Source organism: Marinomonas algarum (assembly GCF_020532605.1).
Classification (GTDB): domain Bacteria; phylum Pseudomonadota; class Gammaproteobacteria; order Pseudomonadales; family Marinomonadaceae; genus Marinomonas; species Marinomonas algarum.
The window spans coordinates 24,165-44,486 of sequence record NZ_JAJATW010000001.1; the positions used below are offsets into that span (position 1 = coordinate 24,165).

Below are 20,322 nucleotides of genomic sequence, written 5' to 3' on the forward strand. Positions count from 1 at the left end.
TAGAATAAAGAAATTAAAAGTAAGTTTCATAATTAATATATTTCATTTATTTATAAAATGGCGCTTGACCTATGGCTCGTAAAGCAAACATATCTAAAGAAGAAATACACCAAGCGTGTTGGTCGTTGATAGAAGATAACTGTTTCCCAAATATCCCAAGACTCGCTGACTTTTTTTTAAAGAAAGATGGTCGTCGTTGTTCTAATACAACATTACTGAATGCTGTGACTGAGTGGGAAGAGCAGTATAAAGAGCAGCAGCAGAATCAACTTACGTTCCTCGATGAAGATTTGTCTCCCATATTTAAACGATTTTCCCGTGAAGTAACGCAGTGCTTTGGGCAGTTACTGGATGAAAAAACAGCGGAAATTCTGCAGCAAAACACCGTAAAGCAAGGCTCGATCGATGGCGGTTACTTATCGCTTTCTGAGGACATTATTGCATTACAAGGCAGCAATGATGTGCTCTCGAAAAACTGCACTCAATTAGAAGAACAAGTCGCCACATTAAAGCAGCAATTAGCGATAGCTGAACATCACGTTAGCAGAGCGCAACAGCAAGCTGAAGATGTGCTTACACAAAATAAAGTCGTGACTTATCAATTATCCCAAGAGCAAGAAAATAATACAGAATTACAGTTAAACCTATCGCAAAAAGAGGTAGAGCTCGCCAAGCAAGATACTCAGTTACAACAGCTACGCAATGAAAACACACGGTTAAATGAATCCATTCAGCAACTTAGGTATGAAAAAGAGAATAAACAGCAGGAGAGTTGGCAGGTTATTTCCGAAAAAATAGAAGCTTTGTCTGCCTCAGTGAAAACCATGCAACTCAAGGATAGAGACGACTAACAATAACCGTTATAATGCTCATCTTGTCATTTGGTGTCATTTTCTATAAGTAGAGAGCATGAGTAATAAACACACTGCGATTCGAGATTTATCAACGATCAAAGACTTTATCCGCTGGACCTTTAGTCGATTTCAACACTCGGATTTGTTTTATGGCCATGGGACAGATAACCCATGGGATGAAGCCGTTCAGCTTGTCATGGGAGCACTAAAACTTCCTTTGGATTTTGACCGCAGTATGCTTGATTGTGCTTTGACACAAAATGAGAAAAAACATATTTTAAAACTTGTGCATAAGCGTATTACACAAAGAGAACCGCTTCCTTATCTATTAGGTGAGGCGTGGTTTATGGGGTTGCCATTTAAAGTAACCAAAGACACACTTATCCCTCGTTCGCCTATTATGGCGTTGCTTGAAAATGAGTTTGAACCTTGGCTCGCACATTACCCACTGCATATATTGGATATGTGTACTGGGTCTGGTTGTCTGGGCATCGCTGCCGCGCTGGTTTTTGAGGAGGCAGAAGTGGATTTGTCTGATATCAGCGAAGCCGCACTTCTTGTCGCTGAGGAGAACATTCATCGTCATCAGGTGGAAGATCGTGTTCAGGCCATTCATTCTGATATGTTTGATAATGTATCAGATAAACAATACGACTTGATTATTTGCAACCCACCTTATGTGGACGCGGACGATTTTAATAATGCACCGAAAGAGTTCCACAATGAGCCTGAGCTGGCGTTAACTTCAGGTGATGATGGCTTAGATTTTACCCGTGCGTTTTTATCTCAAGTCGCGGAGTATTTACAGCCCAATGGTATTTTAGTGTACGAAGTAGGCAATACAGAAGAAGCACTTCAAGCCGCTTACCCAGAGACACCTTTCATGTGGGTAGAGCTTGAACAAGGTGGAAATGGCGTGTTTATTTTGACAAAAGAACAACTTATCGAACTATTACAAGAGCAGAATTAACCTATGTCTGGTAATACATTTGGAACACTTTTTAAGGTCACCACATTCGGTGAAAGCCACGGTCTTGCATTGGGTGCCATCATTGATGGTTGCCCACCGGGGATTGAAATTTGTGAAGCGGATTTGCAGCGTGACTTGGATTTACGTAAACCAGGAACCTCTAAGCACACAACACAACGTCGTGAAGCGGATGAGGTAAAAATTCTTTCGGGTGTGTTTGAGGGTAAGACGACTGGCACACCTATTGGTCTGCAAATTCAAAACACCGATCAACGCTCGAAAGATTACGGCAATATCGCCGATACTTTTCGTCCGGCGCATGCGGATTATACCTACGATCAAAAATATGGCTTCCGCGACTACCGCGGTGGTGGTCGTTCTTCTGCGCGTGAAACAGCCATGCGTGTTGCCGCGGGTGCGATTGCTAAAAAATATCTAAAACAACGATTTGGCATTGAGATACAAGGCTTTTTGTCGCAGTTAGGACCCATTAAGTTAGCGGTTAAAGACCTCAGTCAGATTTATGATAATAGCTTTTTTAGCCCAGACCCAGATGCCATTCCTGAACTCGAAACTTACATGACAGCTTTGCGTCGTGAAGGGGACTCTGTTGGCGCTAAAATCAGTGTGATCGCCAAGAATGTCATGCCTGGATTAGGCGAACCTGTGTTTGATCGTTTGGATGCCGACATTGCGAAAGCGATGATGAGTATTAATGCGGTCAAAGGCGTTGAAATTGGCGATGGTTTTGATGTTATTGAGCAAAAAGGCAGTCAACATCGAGATGAAATGACACCAGAAGGTTTTCTGAGCAATCACGCCGGTGGCGTTTTAGGGGGTATTTCTTCTGGCCAAGATATTATTGTTCATATGGCATTGAAGCCAACGTCGAGTATTACGACGCCAGGAAAAAGCATCGATCGTTCGGGTCAAGCCATTGATGTGATTACCAAAGGACGTCATGACCCTTGTGTTGGTATTCGTGCAACACCCATTGCAGAAGCTATGCTGGCATTGACCATTATGGATCATTTACTAAGACATCGTGGTCAAAATGCGGATGTTGTCTGCGCAACTCCCATTATCAACGCCCAAGCTTAATAGTACTGTTTCTTACTAAGACCAAAAGTTGTGTTTTATTGTTTTAAAATACGCCTTTTGGTCTTTTCTTTTATATTGAGGGCAACGTGACATCACTTTCTCCCCGTTCAATCTTTCCGTCTCATTCATCGTCTTCTACTGACTTGCCTACGAAACCACGCGACCAAATCCATATTCAAGTAGGCTCAACCAATCCGATCAAAGTCGCTGCGGCGAAAGAAGCATTCACTTTAATGTTTCCAGACATAATAATTGATTGTCATGGCATTAACGCGCCATCTAACGTTTCTGATCAACCTATGACAGAGTCTGAAACTCGGCAAGGCGCACAAAATAGAGCGCGTTATTGTGCTTCTCACGATATTAAAAAACAGATGGATTATTACGTCGCAATGGAAGGCGGCGTGGATCAATTTGAGGAGGGCGCTGCAACATTTGCTTACGTATCTATTTTGTCCGCTGACCACAATTTACTGGCAGGACGTTCAGCAAACCTGCCATTACCAGCCAAAATTTTTCAGCGACTCCAGCACGGTGAAGAATTAGGAAGCATTATCGATGAGGTCTTTCAGACTGATAATGTTAAACAAAAAGGCGGCGCCATCGGCATGCTAACCAATCAACTTGCCACTCGGCAAAGCATTTATGTTCAGGCGTTACTGCTTGCAATGGCTCCAGTATTTCATCCTAAACTTTATCAAGATCAAGCAACTCATGATTGGGAGCTTTAACAATGAAATACCAATGGGTTTTATTTGATGCGGATGAGACTTTGTTTCATTTCGACAATTACGCTGGCCTAAAGCGTATGTTTTCACATCATGGAGTAGAGTTTGCTGAAACAGAATTTCATGAATACCAGACCTTAAATAAATCTCTTTGGGTTGCATACCAAAATGATGAAATTACCGCTAAACAGCTGCAGACACAACGTTTTCAGTTATGGAGTGATCGTCTGGCTATCAGCACAGAAACCTTGAACCATCAATTTTTGGATGCCATGGCGGAGATTTGTGAGCCTATTGCAGGTGCTTACGAATTAATAGAATACCTAGATCGTCAAGGCATTTGTATGGGGATTATTACCAATGGGTTTGAACAACTTCAACGCATACGACTGGAACGCACCGGTTTTTTACCGTATTTTTCTCCTGTTGTTATTTCTGAACTAGTTGGTGTGGCCAAACCGAATCCAATTATTTTTGAACAAGCTTTGTCTGAAATGGGCAATCCTGACAAGCAAAAAGTATTAATGGTGGGTGATACGCTAGCGTCTGATATTTTAGGTGGCCAAAATATTGGCATAGACACTTGTTGGCTTGGTCATCATAGAGAGAATGAAACTGACATCGTACCAACATGGCAGGCAAACACACTGACGGAATTATTGGATTGGTTTAAAGCCAACCATTAAAGCGTGTTAATGCTGAATGAACGGATGCGTAATCAAGCCAGGCGAAATGCAAGCACACATATAAAATAGAGCAACATGGATTACCAATATCAACACACTATTTCCGATAAATGTTATTATCGGAATTATGTTAAAGTAGTGTTTTACGTGTATTAGGTTCGATTGTTGTCGCTTTATACACTATTATCTAATGTGTTTGTTTAACGTTAGGTGTCAAAGTGAAAGTTGAAAAATTATCTAAGGCTGATAAATCAGTTTCATATCGCGTCTATCAGTCAGATGGACTTCCTCAAGATATAATCAATGGTTTTCTGAGAAACAGAGATAATCGTGGTTATGCTCCATTAACTATTAAAAGCCATGCGATTGATCTTAAAGAGTTCTTTATTTGGCTAAGTGTTAATAATATAGACTGGTCAGATGTCTCACTATCAGATCTTGAAGATTACTTATCATATTTAAGCTATCAATCTAAATCTAATGGTAAGCCTAAAAATTCAAACTCGTCTATAAGAAGAAAAATATCAAGCATTAACTCATTTTATAGATATCAGACTTTCTATTCTGGAATTTTTGTATCACCTTTAATTGTCAAAAGATATTATAAGCAAAGAGCGTTTTTAACTGGTGAGCCTAGGAAGCATGAGCAATACTCAGTAATAGAAGGAATAAGAAAGACTAGCAGTGAAAATAATATAAAGGTAATTGATGAACAAGAATACAAACAACTTCTTTCATGGTTAGTTAAATCTAGAGATAAGCTTTTTTTCACACTTTTATGGGAAACAGGTTTGCGTGTTGGTCAGGCACTACAACTGAAGCATGTAGATATAAATTATCAAGAAGGCTCCATTGATGTGGTTTATCGTAAAGATAACCCAAATGGAGTCTACTCAAAAAACAAACAAACTTATAAAGTTTTCACTCCACTATTCTGGCTAAGAGAATACACAAATTATTTGATAGAAGACTCAGACGACTATAATACAGAGTATCTATTTTGTTCTATATACAACAGAGATAGAAACGCTAGAGATAAACCAATTAGTTATGAATACTATAAGAATTTACTTAATAAGTTTGAACATGAAACTGGGATTCATATAACTTGTCATATGTTCAGGCATACGTTTGTAACACGGAGTATGAGAAACAAAGTACCTATTGATTATATATCACGGCAAGTTGGCCATAAATCAGCAGTGACGACCCAGAAAATATATGAGCATCTAAATGTAGATGATTTAAGAGAAGTTTTGGAGAGAGATGATGATAAAAAACAATAATCCTAATTTTTCGGTTGTAGCGCCCTCCTCACATTTTTATGATGATGATAAGTGGACTTTTAAAGAGATGGGGTTTAGTGAAGAGGAAATTGGTTCTGGAAACAAAAGTCTTAACTTTGATAAAATAAAGGCTGATTGGTTAAAAGATATTACCAAAGACTTTATGCTTTATAAATCGAAACGAGTAAAGCCATCTAGGTTATGTAATATGATTATGACTTTAAAAAAGTTTTATAAGCATTTAGATTTTATTTACAGTGACGCCTTAGATTTATCACGTTTTTTAAATCCTAGTAATGTTGATTCATTTTTTGATAGTGTTGTAGATCATAAAAGTGCTTCTGTACACGTCTATTTTTCAAGCCTACGTGAGTTTTATGCGTTTCTTGAAATGAAGGGTTATATAAGTTCTGCAAATAACTTTCTTCCATTAGACATGAAGCCTAAGCATGAATTAACAGTTAATCCAAGGCCTATTCCAAATAAAAGTGTAGAGCAGTTAAAACATGCTTGTAAAATGAATGATACTTTCATTAAACGTTTTTTAAATATAAATTTGGAGGTTGGAGCAAGAGCTAATGAAATATTGCTCCTGAAAGATGAATCTATACATAAAAGTAGCCTTGGCTGGAACTTAACCCGATATGAAAGTAAGTCAAGCAGGTATATTACAACACCAATTTCAGATCAATGTGCAGAAGTGATTTTAAGTCAAATTGAATTGGCTAAATTAGCTCGTTTAGAGTATCAGGAGGCAAATCCAAATTATAAAAACTGTGAGCGATATAAAGATTACTCGCCCTATATTTTTATTCATTTCTACAAAAATAAATTTTCAAAATATTGTTTGCGTAATGTTAATTATATGTCAAAGAAGCTCATTGAAGAACACGATATTCGTGATGAAAATGGTGATCTATTAGTTTTTACCTCTCATATGCTCAGGCATACTGTTGCAAGTAATCTTGTTGAATCGGGTGTAAATCAAGTTTTTGTTCAAAAGTATCTTGGTCACAAAACACCAACAATGACTAACTTTTACGCTCAAATTTCAGAGAAGAAAATGAGAGTTGAACTTAAGTTTGATGAAATCAACCAGCATGAATTAAAAGATATTTATGGTAATATCTATAAAAATGTTGAGTATGATCTTGATGAGAGTCTTGATGGTGACTTAGATAAAGAATGGTTACGTAAGAATATATCTGCTCATATATTACCTAATGGTATCTGCTCATTACCTATCCGACAAACTTGTCATCATGGTAACGCTTGTCTAACGTGTGTAAGTTTTAGAACAGGTAAGCAGTTCAAAGATACACTTATAGATCAGCGTGAGAGACTTATTAAAATCATTAATATTGCAGATGAAGGTAGCCTTAGGGATCAAGTGTTAATAAATACAAAAACATTAGAAGGCCTTGATAAGATCTTGGAGAAAATAGATGAGTAAGATTTCGGCAGCTGTAACTTATAAAAAAGATGATTCAAAGAAAAAAATAGATCGAGTTATGAGCGAACTAAAACGTTACAAAGCAATGAAGTCAGCAGTTAAAGTTTCTGATCTAGCTTTTAAGTGTAACGTATCAAAATCTTTTATTTATAAAAATGAAAGTATAGTTAAATATATCAAGGAAATAAACAAAGATTCCGACACAAAAGCTATAAGCTTCATAACAAGAAAAGAGCAAAAGGCAATATCTTCAATTAAGTCAAAGTATGATTCGATTAAAAACGAATGTATTGTTCTCAAAAAAGAATTATCAAATATCAAGGAAGAAAATAAAAGATTAAGAGAATACATTGAAGAGCTTCAATCAAATAAAGCTATTAGATCTGTAAAGTAACTCTAAAATTATGTAGAAAAGAAAATAGTTTTTTATCTTGGAAAAGTAGAATCAGCGTGGAATATTTCATCAGCTAAGCATAATAAAATATCTTAGAAGAGCTTGCCTGCACACTGAAAAAGAGTTGCGAGTCTGTAGATAATTCCTGTAGAGCTTATAGATAATTGAAGCTACCTAGAAACTCTACAGGTATTAAAATATTTATATCACTAATATAGGTTCCTGTATAATATAGATGATTACTCTTTAGAGTACAAAGATCATTAGGCAATAACTACCCTGCTCCTAAAGCTTTATACACGGCATCAACGGGATCAGCATAAAAGCTAATCTGGAACTTAGAAAAGAGCTCAGCTGGTACCGATGGAATATCTGTCGCTGACGACATGGGTAATAGTACCCGTCTTGCGCCGTTGTCCATTGCTAACTGTAAACTCCCAGCTAGGTCATCAACAGGATTAATAATACCGCCTAACGTTATGTCCCCAAGCACAACCATTTGTTCTTGGGTAGAGCGATTCATAAGTACAGAACAAAATGCAATCAATGCAGCTAAAGACGATTTCGTATTAGGGCCGGTATTGTTTAGCTCGACAACTTGTAAATGAAATTCATATTCGGAAAACTTAGCTGAAGTACTGATACGGCTGAGGTTGCCTTTAAAATAGTCAAAACCGACTCGAATGGCCTCTTTTGCCGATGTATTAGACCCAAAGCCAGATACGGAGTGTTTTCCACTACCAGACATCATTTGTGTCTCATAGCGATAGAGCCCTATTTGTCCTGAACTGCCTTGTGAAACAAGATGGATAACCCCAGGTTTTGGGACGCCCTCAGGTATCAACTTATTACCACCCTGCTCTGGAACAGACACAAAGATTTCTTCAAGCGATTCATTATCAATATAGCTAAAGTTTACATCAAAAAACTCCATACCTCCTAATTTCTTCAGCTGCTCTTTGATACGACGTCTAACCTCTAGTGCGTAAACTAAGCATTCTCGGACATCTTCTTTATTATATTGCGCTCCAGGATGGAGTAACTTAAGTAGACCAGATACTGTACGGCGGACAGCAATTACATCACGCTGATTTAGATTGTTGCCTACTTTAAAAAACTTATCAATTGCGTCAGCAAAGCTACGCTTGCGCATTTCGCGCATAAATTCAGCAAGATAATCTGTAATTAAACCGTATTGATTTGTGAAAAACTCGGGCCGCATTTTAGGAATTTCCCATCCTGGAATATAAGCATGGAATCGATCAAAAAAAGCGGTGTCTATCATGGCATCCGGAAATGGTGAGAGTAAGTGGCTTGTTTTAATTAATGTCTCAACGTTGTGGTTGATATTACCAATAAAAACCATCGAGGCTTTAGCTTCGATCGAATCTCGTCCACGTGCAAATGAGCCCGACGCCATGTAATCCTTCATGATTTGCACGCCATCTCTATCTTTGAAGTTAATCCCTGCGACCTCGTCGAACGCAACTACGTCCCACATACCGACAAGACCGACTTGACGAGAGCTCATGTTGTAAAACAAGTTGGCAACTGTTGTTTGACCGCCAGATACCAACAAAGAATTTGGGGAGCACTCTTTATAAACATGACTTTTACCCGTACCACGAGGACCAAGTTCACATACATTATAGTTATTTTCGACAAATGGAATCATACGGCTAAGTAAGTGCCATTTTACACGTTGTTCAAGGTTAGTTGGCTCCATACCGACAGAGCGCAATAGAACATCTAACCATTGATCCGTAGAGTATGATCTTCTCGCAGTGAACACCTCTTCCACATCCATATTCGGCATTTGTATTGGCTTCAACGTTACCACTGAAAAAGGTGATGTCTTTTGCCCTTCCTCATAAAAATATTGTAAGGTAACAATGCACCAAATGCCGCCGGTTAATAGTTTATCGTTGTCTTTAACGATGCCTGTAGGAACCAAAGCATCTTGAATACCAAGATTTGAAAGTCTAGCCTCGTAGATATCTTTTTTTTGATTAAGTCTAACCCCTACTTTATCAATGACCTTGAACGTGCCGCGCTCACGAATCGTAGATTTAACTTTTTCAGCTTCATCTGGGCGAACATAGTTCTCCGTTAGGATTTTCTTAACGCTCTGCAGTCCCATCTCAACCACTTCATCGTCATCTGAAGCACAGTACATACCCAATAAGTACTCCAGCACGTAAACAGGTACATTAGCGCCTTCTTTTAATGACTTGGTTAAATCCTTACGAACCACACGACCTTTAAAAGTTTTGATCAGAAGGTCATTAAGATCGCTATTTTTAATATCATTTGACTCATCCAAGATTTCACTATTCAGATTGTTGTCTTGCATATCTCACTATTCCTAAAAAAAGTCGTCTTGGATAGCCAAATCAATGGTCACACTGTATTCGTTGTAGCGGGTTTTCGTTGATGTATTTTCAAGTATAAGCTTGTAACTCGTATTACGGTTAAATGCAGAGCCAATCAGTTTAAAACGCGCCTCTCGCTTGCGCTCATCGATAGTCTTCCCTTGACTATCAAACAACACTGTTTCACGGCTCGATACTTCATTACCACTTGGGTCTACGATCACGAGCTCCAATTGCCGTGGTACAAATTGACCTCCTACCGCATCAGTTTGGATAAACTGAACCTTATCGATGTTGTTGACTAGCTTAATAGGCTGAGTTGCCACAACAACCCCAACAGGCTGCTTTTCATGTTGAGCTGCTTGATGCTTCTGCAATTCACGTACATGTAATATAGGAACACAAATTTCTTGAGGCATAGCGCCACCATGAACAAAGCGAGCACCGCCGACAAAATGAAAACGTTGGACCCCCTTAGGTAGCAAGAACTCAGAGTTCTTGGCCAGTTCTTTCACCTGCTGAGCGGTATTGGAAATATTTCCTTTCCAATAACTTTCATCGCTTGGCAGGTCACTACCTATAATATAACGCTTCTTCGCTTCCATCGTATTGAACTGAGATGATTGAAGTTTTGTACGATTGGTCTGTTCCATTGCCTGCTGCTGGAATAAAAAGCCATGGTCTGCAGTGATAAGAACTTGGCTAGCGTTAAGTCGGTTGATAATTCTGGCAACTAGATCTTTTAGCTCGTTAATTGCATCACGACAGGCCTCGAAGGTTTTCTCCTCCGTTTTAGCAACATCACCGATCGCATCGATCGTATCGTGGTAGATATAAACGACTTGCGCGTCCTTTACTTGCTCCCGACCTTCCTGATTGCTCCAGCTCATCAAGTCTTTTGCACTGACTGCCATCCCTTTATAACGTTCGAGAACCGAATTACGGGCTAAAAGCCCCTGAGTGGGGAGATCATCCACATACACGGTGCTTTTTGTGGGTGACATGCTATCAGATCCCTCACCGCTGCGAGCACTTTGATCATAATGAACCGTTTTATGTGGAAGAAGAGCCGCCATACCAAGCTGTGTGTAGCTTGGCAACACCCCAAGTTGAGAACCTAGACTTGCTTTAAAACGCTTCTCTGAATCAATAATATCTTTTAATTCATGGGCTATTTCGTAACGCAAAGCATCTGAGATCACGACAAATATCCGCTTCACTTGAGTGTCCTCAAGTCGACTCTGAACTTCGTTTTTATAGAACTGATATTGATTTGGAATCGACGGCAGCTGCCACTGCTCTAAACGGTTTTCCTTATCAAGTAATCGATCCCATGCTAAGCCAAGCTCATATAGGTACCAATTTGAATACAAATCCTCTACAGCTTGATCAAGCTCACGAAGTATATCAGCCCCTTTACTTTGGACTGAGTAAACATGTTCATTAAATAAACGATACGCCTGATCAAAGCGATACAATTCTTCTTCATAGGCTTTGTATAAACTTAAAGCGCTTTCATAATGAAAGCCGTCAACAAACCGTTCACGTAAACTAAACAGTATTTGAGCGTTACGCAGACCTTGGTAGATACTGGCGTAGAAATTACCTTTATCGGTTGTAGCATGTGTCCAATGCCCCGCTAATCGACGCGATAAAATTCGCTCAAATACAGTCGGGTCAAGCGATTCACTTCGGTCAATGACACCATAAACTAGACCTTTAATAACTACTTGCTCGATATCAGCGAATGTTTCACATTCTTCCAGAGCAAACACTGAATAACCTTGAATATTAGCTTTAACTTCTAGCTGCTTAGAGAAATGCTCCGCAATAATTTCATAGAAATCAGAGTAAGTTCGGCTATCACGCCATGAAGATAAAAATGCCAACGCTGTTGAGCGCCCTGATGGCGTAGACAAAATGTTATTTTGCAGCCAACTACGATCTTCTTTTACGATGTGACTCCAAAGGTCCGTACATAAAAGTGTTCGAATAAATACTTCGAAAGAAGGCTGCTCTTCGCTATTTTTGTAGCCAAAACTCTCTTCCATTAACGACCAAAAGCTATTCAGCAAGTCATACTTTAACAGTTGCTTAAACATTGGACTGAGATCTAAAGCTTGGTCGAAACTCTTCTCATGTTCAAGCTCAGAAATTTGCCCAGCATATTCTCTTAATAAACTGAACAGGATGTCGGTAACAGACGATGAATCAGACCTTGCAACCACCGCAATCATTTTACGATCTAAGGATTGCTCGTTTTCTTCTTCGACCACCCATTTATGAAGTGCAGCTAGGCGTTGCTTATTTGCAAAGAAAGACTGACGTTGATGTATGTGTGAGCGAAGAGACATTGTTCCGATACCAAGCTCAGCAAGTAACATAGAGCTTCGATCGGCATAAAAGTGTTCGCTATATAAACGAATATCTAATAACCAATCAAGCTCAGGCTTTGGTTCTGAGGTAGTGAAATACAATAAGAATGGACAATTAGGCTCATTAAGTTCAACTCGTCGTTTGGTCGCTAAAAGAGACTCTTGATCAACATGTATTACCTTTACACCACTAGGCATACCTGTATCGGAAAGGATCAACGGAAGCTCTTCTGTAAAATGCTGATCAACATCGTGCCAAAACACAATTCTTGATTGCTCGAACTTCTGGGAAATCCCTTTTACTAAATCATTTGTCTGCATCTACTTTTAGGCCCAATACGACTATCTAATACTATTAGCCCCTATTCTATCATGCCGTTGGCTATACTAAATTGTGAACAACCAGTAAGAAGCCAATTTCTTCCAATAATTTTTTTAGATAACAACAGAAACAGGGAGTGGCAGCTTCAACTGAGTTGCAATTGGTGTGTATACGTCTACCTCCGCATCATCAGACTCAATAGAAACGATCAAACTGTAACGAGTTTTTCGGTCCCATTGCCCTAAGTGAGGGCGCTCCCTCCACCAACCAATTTTTGGCACAATGGCAATAAAGCTCGATGAGGCAAGCTCTGCAGTGGTCCCTACCCATGTATCAGAATGAATTGAGCCTCGATCCCTTGCAGTTGCTCCAAGCAGCCAGTGTTCGGATGTGGACTGTTTGTTTTGTCGCTCCTCATCCTCTTCGCGCGCAGCTTTATTAATACCCTTAATAAATTCATTTTTAGACTGACCTGGACTATTGATTTCAAATCGTAACGCATGGGATGAGTAGCGATAGCGATCTTTCCAACCTATTTCTCCAGGACCAGGCTCAATAAAGTAGGAAAGCGTTACCTTCATTCTCACCTGAATATTGTCAGGCAATAACTCTAAAACATCTTTTGGCCATGGCAGATCATAGAAATGCATATCTTTTGTGCGAAAACCGCCACGAGGCTTTTTATCAAATGGCTGAAGCTCTGCTTGTGCAATTAAAGTCAGCGAATTAGTGGCACTGTAAAGAGCTCGCTGCAAATTGGGCACACCATAGCCACAAACTTTCAGCAATTGCTGATAATTTGTTTTGGAATCCTTCACCATGAATTGCCGCTTAAGCGGCTCTGGCCAATTTGCTGAATGGACCAACAAAGCTCGCACTGTTTCTTCCCAATAGTCAGGGTATACTGAGCGAATCGTAGCGGCCATGTTAGCCAACTGTGCAGTCGCCGCACTGGTCATATTGAAAGGGTAGAAATATCCCTGCTGGTCAGGTCGATAGGCCGTTGAGAGAATCGATAAATCATCACTCTCTGTAGCGAAACCAGACTGATCTACGGCCAGATTCCCTCCTTCCAAAACCAATTCTGGCTTTACAGGCCATTTACTTTCTTCCCAAGTACTGGAAGTCGTCGAATATGGTGATAACGTATTTGCGTCGGCAACGGGGCGATAGCCTGATAAGTTAGGATCTTGTATATCAACCAAACTGGTTATGGCGCCAACCGTTAATGCATTCCAAGATTGAGCCGGATCATGCACTGACTCAGTAAGCTGTATATTCGGATAATGCTGGGCGGCATCGTTCATAGAAATATTTGCTATTGAGTTACCACCACTGACAATAAATAACCGCTGCTCTTGCCATGCTGATGTCAGTTGGTCGATTTCTGCAGACCAAGAACTAGGGCGCCCCCTATCAGAAGTCTCTATTGAAGTAACTGCCATACAGTAAGATCGCTTTCTAAAAGGCGCTTGAATCTCCGCACGGCTAATACCTTGAGCGGTAATGTAGCCCCAAATATTTGCTTCATTAGAACCAACATTTGGAAGAATTTTCACAGATTCGAGATAATGAGAAATATAGACGGGCTCACTGCTATCCAGTAAAACAGTAAGATCACCGTACAAAGATGTTCCTGCCATTAAGGTGCCATGCCCATCATGATCATGAACGCCCCAAGATGCATCTACTGCTTGGCAATCGTCGCCAGAAAGAAACGGATACAACAAAGGGTGGCCCCTGTTTACACCAGTATCCAAAATGCATACTGCCGATTTGACATTCTCCGGTCTCTCAATTCGAGCTCGAATATTTTCAACCCACTCCGATTTCTCTTTAAGATCCATATCCATAAAAAATGCGGTGGTCGGTTTAGCAGAGCGGTATTCAGCAATCACGTCACTGGATCGAGTAATCATCTCAAGATCTGAGGCGTTGGCAAAAATCACTTTGACCATTCGCTCCGGAAACCTTAATACGCCGACTCGGGCTTCAATTTTAAGGCTGTGTAGAAGTCTTTCAAATATACTTAACACTTCATCGCTGTCGCTACGAAGCCATACCTCAATCCAAGATTTACTTTGATTGGGTTTAGCTGTCTTAGCGTCGGTCCAAAATGAGTCGATTAATAGAGCGCTTCTGATACTGGCTATGCTAACGATTAAATCTCGGTTTTTCGGGTTACCGGTAGAAGTATTCTGATGAAGGTATTCATCCAGCTTTTTTAAAAAGTAGTCGCGTTTCTTATTCGACACATACACGGTCGCAAAGGTCACTTTTTGACCTGAAGCATCCAGCTCATCCCGAACATTCAATAGCCGAATTTCTTTAGAGCCTAAATCCTCTAAGCTCTTTGTAATTAGCTCTGCCCCAGGATCACTAATAAACTCAAGATACACACCGTTTCTTGTGCCAACCATAGCAAGGGGATTACACTCTGACTGCTTCCAAGCTTCATTTAATTGATTCTGTAAAAACTTGCCATGCTGAGCCCTATTTTTTGGGATAAGATTTTTTGTGATCGGTAAACTAACTGGTGATGTGTAAGGATGTGATTCAGGTTTCTGAGGCAAGAGAATATGAGGTAGCTTGTCCATAAACTATTGAATTCCATTTTGAAAGGGACTGTTAGGAAACACTTTCGTCAACAGTCTCATTTGATAAAAGAAATACTCTATTAGAGCTGAGAGTACACCATTTTCCTCTGACCTAGAGCGTCTATTAGCTCACTAGCCGACACTTTAGCATCATCCTTCAGAATGGCTTGTTTCATAGCATCGCGACAAGCAGATCCGATCTCAGCTTGGCTCAAGCCATCGCATCCTGAAAGCACTTTTTTCCAAGCGAATCGAGAACCAAGAAAGGTACCTAGAATTAATTCAATCAAACGTCGACAATCTTCTTGATTAGGTAGTGAGTAATACAACACATCATCAAAACGACGAAACAAAGCTTGATCAAGTAATTTAGGGTTATTCGTTGCGGCAACAATGATGCTTTCAGATTGATCTTGTTCGATAAATTGAAGCAATGCGTTCAAAACTCGTCGCATCTCGCCTACATCATTGTCTAAGGATCGATCGCCACCAATAGCATCGAACTCATCGAAGAAGTAGACCCCCTGCTTCTGTACCATCACATCAAAAATCTGACGCAATTTTGCACTGGTTTCTCCCATAAATTTCGTCACCATTCTATCGACCTGAACTGTATAGAGCGGCAACTTCAATTCATGCGCCAGTACTTTCGCAGACATTGTTTTACCAGTACCAGGAGGTCCAGCAAGCAGTAAGCGTCGGCGATTGCTCATACCAAATTGGTGCAACTTGTCGCGCTGATAAAACTCTCTTATGACTCGTTGAAAACGCTCAAGGGTTACCTCGGGCGCCACCAAAGATTTAATCGGGATATCCGGCGCTTCCGTAACAACAAGCCCTTTAAGCTCTTGCGGGAACGGTACCACCTTTAAGTTATGTGAAGCTTTATTCTTATGACTATCAACGAGCCCACGTATTTCATGGGCCAGTGTTGCATGACCTTGCTTGGCCTCATGAGCGGCCACTTGAAGAGCAATAGAATAGAATCGCTCTCTATCCTCTTCAGAATATGAGCGAATTAGAGATTTAATCTGATCCGCAGTTGCCATTACAAAATCCAAAGCCTTTGACAGTTAATAAAAAATAAGTATTAGATATTTGCGCTGAATTTTACCGTAAGTCATCGATCATCCATAGACCAAGAGTAAATATATCCTCCAATCTAGCATAAAATAGCCAATTTTGATGATTTTGGGCGATGTTATGAGTAATAAGAAAGCGATCTTTTATACTGAAAAGTATTTAACCAACTCGGTGGCGCTCGGGCAAGCTGGATGTAACGCTGACTGCTCTACTGAAAAGCCCCAATAATTAACCATACGTTTAGCAAAGGCAATCTTATTGTGCCCTTTTCCTTTAGCCCTATTTCTTAAGCAATTTCGCTTAGTCAATCCATAAGGTTGCTTTTGCCAGCGCCATTAGTGCCGGCAAAAACCAAAAATGGTGATGTATCGCCCAACTCCAAGTGGGCAATACTTTTAAATCCGCGAATTTCAAGCTTATGAATATTCATTATTTCACCTCAGGGGCAGACCCAGTAACCCCTTTCACGTCTGCTAATAAATCACCAAATTTACCATAGTTCACTTTAACACCGTCATCGAGATCCAGTGAAATACGCATATCAGCATAATGTTTTAGCTTGTCATCAAACTCACGTAGCTCCACCTGCTTCTTAGTTAGAGTTGTCAGCTCCTTCTTGAGACGGTTCGCTTCACTAGTCGAGTCAGCCGTTTCAATTTGCTTCTCAAGCTGCTCTGCATACGCATCGTACTTGCCTAGTAACGGGGTGACATACTCAGTACGCATACGAGAAAGCGTGCCCTCATTGTAACGGTGCAGGTAAACCAGGCACTCAAAAGCCTTCTGTTTGCCTGAGCTAAATAGCCAATAAATAGGACGTTTTTTGTAAGTCTTCAGGTGGTCTTTATAGAACTGGGTAGATAAGTAACGACGAATCGTCTCTAGCGCTGATTCTGATTTCTTGGGCTTTATGGCATTTAAGCAAAGTGATTCGGCAACGAAATTCAAGTTTTCTTGCAGGTGATCATCACCCCAAACGACTTGAACAAACTCTCGGAAGCGGTTTGTTGCATCGTCTTTGAACCACTCTTTATCTGTTAACGGAATTATGCCGTCTTCGTCAACAGCGAAAGATTGGTAAGCTCCTTCGTGAACTAGTTTATCGAAGCCATCATTGCCTGCATGAGCAAAGACTAAGCCTTCTTGGTCAAGAGAGTAGCGCCCAATCATACAACCTACAGAAAAGGAAATAACTTGTTGAGTCAAGTCGGATACGCTTCTTTCTTGATATGTAACCTCATCTTCAATTTCCGCAGTCTCAAATTTTAGTCCATACATCTCAAAACAGAATCGGTTGATGTTTGATTCCATACTTGACAGAGCGCTTAAAAGCTCCTTTTGTTCATCTAGCTCCTTCTCGAATGAATTCGAGATTGTTTTATTCGATAGATTAAGTACTTTATTCAATGTAAAACTTGAGGAAGTTTCATCTCGCTGATATAAAATTTTACTTATTTCTACTGCTTTTTGTGCGCTATTAGAAATTTTATCTTTTAAGTCTGCGCTAGACTTAAACGGTATCTTTCTGACATCTCCCACTTGGAATGATGAACTTGGATTCATGAAAGACATATATTTTTTCAATACCTTACTATTTAAAATAGCAAGAACCAGAAACAAATCTTCTTCACTTGGAAAGCCTGACGGACCTTTAATATCGAAAATAAATCCTGGAGGGTTATATCTTGCCGCAAATGTTTCTTCTCCTGCTTTATTTTTAAATGTCATATCTCCCCATGTAATTCCTTTCTTAAAATAAAGAGGAATATTTTTAATAGTTCGTGTTGGGGAACCATAAAGACTTTTTGCATATTCAATAAGGTCTTTGCCTGAGCCTGCCCAATTAACCACATATTCTTGATTACCAAACCAACGAATTGCGGCTCCCCCTTTATTATATGGAAACCATTTACAGTTACTCATCTCGGCATCTTCGTGAGATAATGCTTCGCGCTTAATGTTATGATTCGATACTTCCCACCAAAGCCGCAAAAATCGATCGTTGTCTGAAGTAGCCATTCCCTGCCTTGGGAAAAGCACATCTTCAAGTATTTCCTCATTATCAAATGTATCGAATAACTCTCGTTCAATCCAATAAGCAAGCCTAATCCCAGGAATTTCAAAAAACTCTCTGATCTGATACGATTTGAATATGCAGTCTTTATTTAAAACTCGCTGCCTTTTTTCTTCGGTATCACCTTTTACATTATTAATAAACGTTGGTTTGAATTTTTCACTACGATTTTTCATAAATGTAAAACTAGCTAGCTGAATCGCAGGCCCCGTTATCTCAGGAAATGAATTAGGTCCCAAATGACACAAGTTAATCAACATGTTATTGCTCATGAGCTTTTTCCTAAAATGCTCATATGAACTTAAGAACATCCAACTCTGCATTGTAACCATCGATATAATTCTATAATCTTTCAGGAATTCGATACCTTTACTAACGAACATTGCAAATAAATCTGATTTGGATTCGGGGTAATGCGACCCAGACATTTTTTTAATTTCAGCATTCATACCCTTATTGCCCATGTATGGGGGGTTTGCAATAACAGCATCGTAACGAATCGACAGAACCAATGCCTGATGCACAAATTTTATCAATTGCTTCGCTGCAGGTTTTTGCATTGAGTCACCTGACTCTTGAAGCTCGACAAGCGTGCTTAGTAGCTCTTTTAATAGGTCATGGTCATCGCTAGGTACATCAATCAAAGAACCAAAGGTCTTTGCTTGGGTGAATCTTGCCAACGTTCGCTTCAGCAGTTGGTAGCGGTTGTCTGCATTGAACGAGCTTAAATCTTGCGCTTCGTCAGAGAACAGCCCTTGCGATGTGCCGCTTTTCCAACTTCCCGATAGGTTGAGTGCTTTCCATATCGTTGGCAGGTCAATATGGTTACTTTCCTGCAATGACAGTACATTAAGTCGCACGTTACGGGTAAAAATACGCTTATCGTCATCTCTAGCCATCATCATCAGCGCAAAGCCAGATAGCTGCGCTGCACGATCATCTATGTCCAAGCCGAAGAGGTTGTTCTCCAGAATCATCTTTGGAATGTCACGAGAGCGGAAACCTCGTTCTTCGTAGATGGCTTTTAGTACGTTGTAAGCTTCGATCAGTATGTGGCCCGAGCCGCAAGCTGGGTCAAGTACTTTGATGGTTTCAGGTTCAATAGATTCTGGCGTAATAGCCTTAAGCTGTTGGTTAACTTCGTCAGATTGTTCAGCAGGCTCAATGTAGTATTCCATCTGCGTTTTAATGGCAGAGTCTGGGTAGGTTTGCAGCCATTGACGACCGACTGAGTTTTGTACCAGGTACTTCACAATCCAGTTAGGTGTAAATAGCTGGGTGGCGGCAGGAATATCTTCACTCTTGACCACCTTGCCCATTACCTGGTCTTTCTTTTCAGAAATGTAGAACTGGTAAAGCCAGCCAATAACTTCTACCTGTTGCCAGTCCTCTTCAGGGATGCCGTCTACCAATCCACGCAGAATTGAATCGGTGCGTGTTAGGTTGTCTGGTAGCAAAAGCTCAGTTTCATCGTCCAATGCGTCAAATAAGAAAGGCATAGCTTCATGTAGCTTATGGCACTGGCCTAACAACAGTTCACGATACAGTTCTTCGTCTTTGTTGCCCGCAAGCTTGAGTTCGATAATGCGAGCTCTATCTAACCCGAGTTCATCCGCAGCATCTTGCGCATGGTCGATAATTTCAAAGCGCCCTTTGTTCGTTGCGCCAGCGCCTTGGGAGTTGTCTGGGTGCGACGCTGGATATGAAAGAACGCGAAAACCGTGGCCTAGATAGTCATGGATTTCCATATAGCGAATAGCACACAAACGGTTGAACCAGGTATAAGCTACTTGTTCGACGAGCTGGTTATAACCCATTGCCTGTACTGTTTTTACCAACCGTTCTCTAGCTATCTTTACAATAGGCTCGAAGGTTTTGCCTTCGATTAGTAATACTGAGCCTTCTTGCTTGACATCCGATATCTGTTTGTCACTGTATATGCCTAATTGGTTTAATTTTTTTGAGACAGCGCTGATAAACTCACGTCTTGCTTGAGGGGCATATTTTTTAAGACTTGCAGTATTCAT

The 20,322-nt window shown here is 40.2% G+C and carries 14 protein-coding genes; 8 read left to right on the forward strand and 6 right to left on the reverse strand.

What is annotated here, in order from left to right; all coding sequences use genetic code 11:
* The first annotated feature begins 71 nt into the window (after positions 1–71).
* The 8 genes from LG368_RS00150 to LG368_RS00185 all read left to right on the forward strand — a co-directional run bounded on the left by LG368_RS00150 (position 72) and on the right by LG368_RS00185 (position 7,472).
* Positions 72–851, forward strand: a complete 780-nt coding sequence (locus LG368_RS00150) for a hypothetical protein (protein ID WP_226752721.1) — start codon at positions 72–74, stop codon at positions 849–851.
* A 58-nt stretch (positions 852–909) separates the two neighbouring features.
* Positions 910–1,824, forward strand: coding sequence for a 50S ribosomal protein L3 N(5)-glutamine methyltransferase (gene prmB / locus LG368_RS00155; RefSeq protein WP_226752722.1), 915 nt, complete (start codon positions 910–912; stop codon positions 1,822–1,824).
* A 3-nt stretch (positions 1,825–1,827) separates the two neighbouring features.
* The gene (gene aroC, locus LG368_RS00160) at positions 1,828–2,925 is read left to right on the forward strand and encodes a chorismate synthase (RefSeq protein WP_226752723.1); all 1,098 of its coding nucleotides are present in this window, start codon (positions 1,828–1,830) and stop codon (positions 2,923–2,925) included.
* 86 nt (positions 2,926–3,011) lie between these two features.
* Positions 3,012–3,656, forward strand: a complete 645-nt coding sequence (gene yjjX / locus LG368_RS00165) for an inosine/xanthosine triphosphatase (RefSeq protein WP_226752724.1) — start codon at positions 3,012–3,014, stop codon at positions 3,654–3,656.
* A gap of 2 nt (positions 3,657–3,658) precedes the next feature.
* Positions 3,659–4,339: a pyrimidine 5'-nucleotidase gene (gene yjjG / locus LG368_RS00170; RefSeq protein WP_226752725.1), complete on the forward strand. Its 681-nt coding sequence runs from the start codon at positions 3,659–3,661 to the stop codon at positions 4,337–4,339.
* 218 nt (positions 4,340–4,557) lie between these two features.
* Entirely contained in the window at positions 4,558–5,625 is a 1,068-nt protein-coding gene (locus tag LG368_RS00175; protein WP_226752726.1) for a tyrosine-type recombinase/integrase, read from the forward strand.
* A complete protein-coding gene (locus LG368_RS00180) occupies positions 5,606–7,078 on the forward strand; it encodes a tyrosine-type recombinase/integrase (RefSeq protein WP_226752727.1) in 1,473 nt (490 codons plus the stop codon). The genes LG368_RS00175 and LG368_RS00180 overlap by 20 nt, the downstream gene beginning before the upstream one ends.
* A complete protein-coding gene (locus LG368_RS00185; RefSeq protein ID WP_226752728.1) occupies positions 7,071–7,472 on the forward strand; it encodes a DUF6262 family protein in 402 nt (133 codons plus the stop codon). The genes LG368_RS00180 and LG368_RS00185 overlap by 8 nt, the downstream gene beginning before the upstream one ends.
* Before the next feature lie 274 nt (positions 7,473–7,746).
* On the opposite strand, the gene brxL is transcribed toward LG368_RS00185, so the two are convergent.
* The 6 genes from brxL to pglX all read right to left on the reverse strand — a co-directional run bounded on the left by brxL (position 7,747) and on the right by pglX (position 20,322).
* Positions 7,747–9,825 (reverse strand): protease Lon-related BREX system protein BrxL, encoded by a 2,079-nt coding sequence (brxL, locus tag LG368_RS00190; protein ID WP_226752729.1) that lies wholly within the window; start codon positions 9,823–9,825, stop codon positions 7,747–7,749.
* 12 nt (positions 9,826–9,837) lie between these two features.
* Positions 9,838–12,540, reverse strand: a complete 2,703-nt coding sequence (gene pglZ / locus LG368_RS00195) for a BREX-1 system phosphatase PglZ type A (RefSeq protein ID WP_226752730.1) — start codon at positions 12,538–12,540, stop codon at positions 9,838–9,840.
* A gap of 114 nt (positions 12,541–12,654) precedes the next feature.
* Positions 12,655–15,138: a S8 family peptidase gene (locus LG368_RS00200; protein ID WP_226752731.1), complete on the reverse strand. Its 2,484-nt coding sequence runs from the start codon at positions 15,136–15,138 to the stop codon at positions 12,655–12,657.
* A gap of 80 nt (positions 15,139–15,218) precedes the next feature.
* Positions 15,219–16,187, reverse strand: coding sequence for an AAA family ATPase (locus LG368_RS00205; protein ID WP_226752732.1), 969 nt, complete (start codon positions 16,185–16,187; stop codon positions 15,219–15,221).
* Between the two features lie 338 nt (positions 16,188–16,525).
* Positions 16,526–16,651 carry a hypothetical protein gene (locus LG368_RS15425; RefSeq protein WP_264193927.1) on the reverse strand — a complete coding sequence of 42 codons (126 nt, stop codon included), beginning with the start codon at positions 16,649–16,651 and terminating at the stop codon, positions 16,526–16,528.
* Positions 16,651–20,322 (reverse strand): BREX-1 system adenine-specific DNA-methyltransferase PglX, encoded by a 3,672-nt coding sequence (gene pglX, locus LG368_RS00210; RefSeq protein WP_226752733.1) that lies wholly within the window; start codon positions 20,320–20,322, stop codon positions 16,651–16,653. Before pglX ends, LG368_RS15425 begins: the two co-directional genes overlap by 1 nt.

Excerpts from the sequence above, each read along its gene's own strand:
- LG368_RS00150 (WP_226752721.1), top strand. The coding sequence starts at position 72 with ATGGCTCGTAAAGCAAACATATCTAAAGAAGAAATACACCAAGCGTGT.
- prmB (WP_226752722.1), top strand. The coding sequence starts at position 910 with ATGAGTAATAAACACACTGCGATTCGAGATTTATCAACGATCAAAGAC.
- aroC (WP_226752723.1), top strand. The coding sequence starts at position 1,828 with ATGTCTGGTAATACATTTGGAACACTTTTTAAGGTCACCACATTCGGT.
- yjjG (WP_226752725.1), top strand. The coding sequence starts at position 3,659 with ATGAAATACCAATGGGTTTTATTTGATGCGGATGAGACTTTGTTTCAT.
- LG368_RS00180 (WP_226752727.1), top strand. The coding sequence starts at position 5,606 with ATGATGATAAAAAACAATAATCCTAATTTTTCGGTTGTAGCGCCCTCC.
- LG368_RS00185 (WP_226752728.1), top strand. The coding sequence starts at position 7,071 with ATGAGTAAGATTTCGGCAGCTGTAACTTATAAAAAAGATGATTCAAAG.
- brxL (WP_226752729.1), bottom strand. The coding sequence starts at position 9,825 with ATGCAAGACAACAATCTGAATAGTGAAATCTTGGATGAGTCAAATGAT.
- pglZ (WP_226752730.1), bottom strand. The coding sequence starts at position 12,540 with ATGCAGACAAATGATTTAGTAAAAGGGATTTCCCAGAAGTTCGAGCAA.
- LG368_RS00200 (WP_226752731.1), bottom strand. The coding sequence starts at position 15,138 with ATGGACAAGCTACCTCATATTCTCTTGCCTCAGAAACCTGAATCACAT.
- LG368_RS00205 (WP_226752732.1), bottom strand. The coding sequence starts at position 16,187 with ATGGCAACTGCGGATCAGATTAAATCTCTAATTCGCTCATATTCTGAA.
- LG368_RS15425 (WP_264193927.1), bottom strand. The coding sequence starts at position 16,651 with ATGAATATTCATAAGCTTGAAATTCGCGGATTTAAAAGTATTGCCCAC.
- pglX (WP_226752733.1), bottom strand. The coding sequence starts at position 20,322 with ATGAATACTGCAAGTCTTAAAAAATATGCCCCTCAAGCAAGACGTGAG.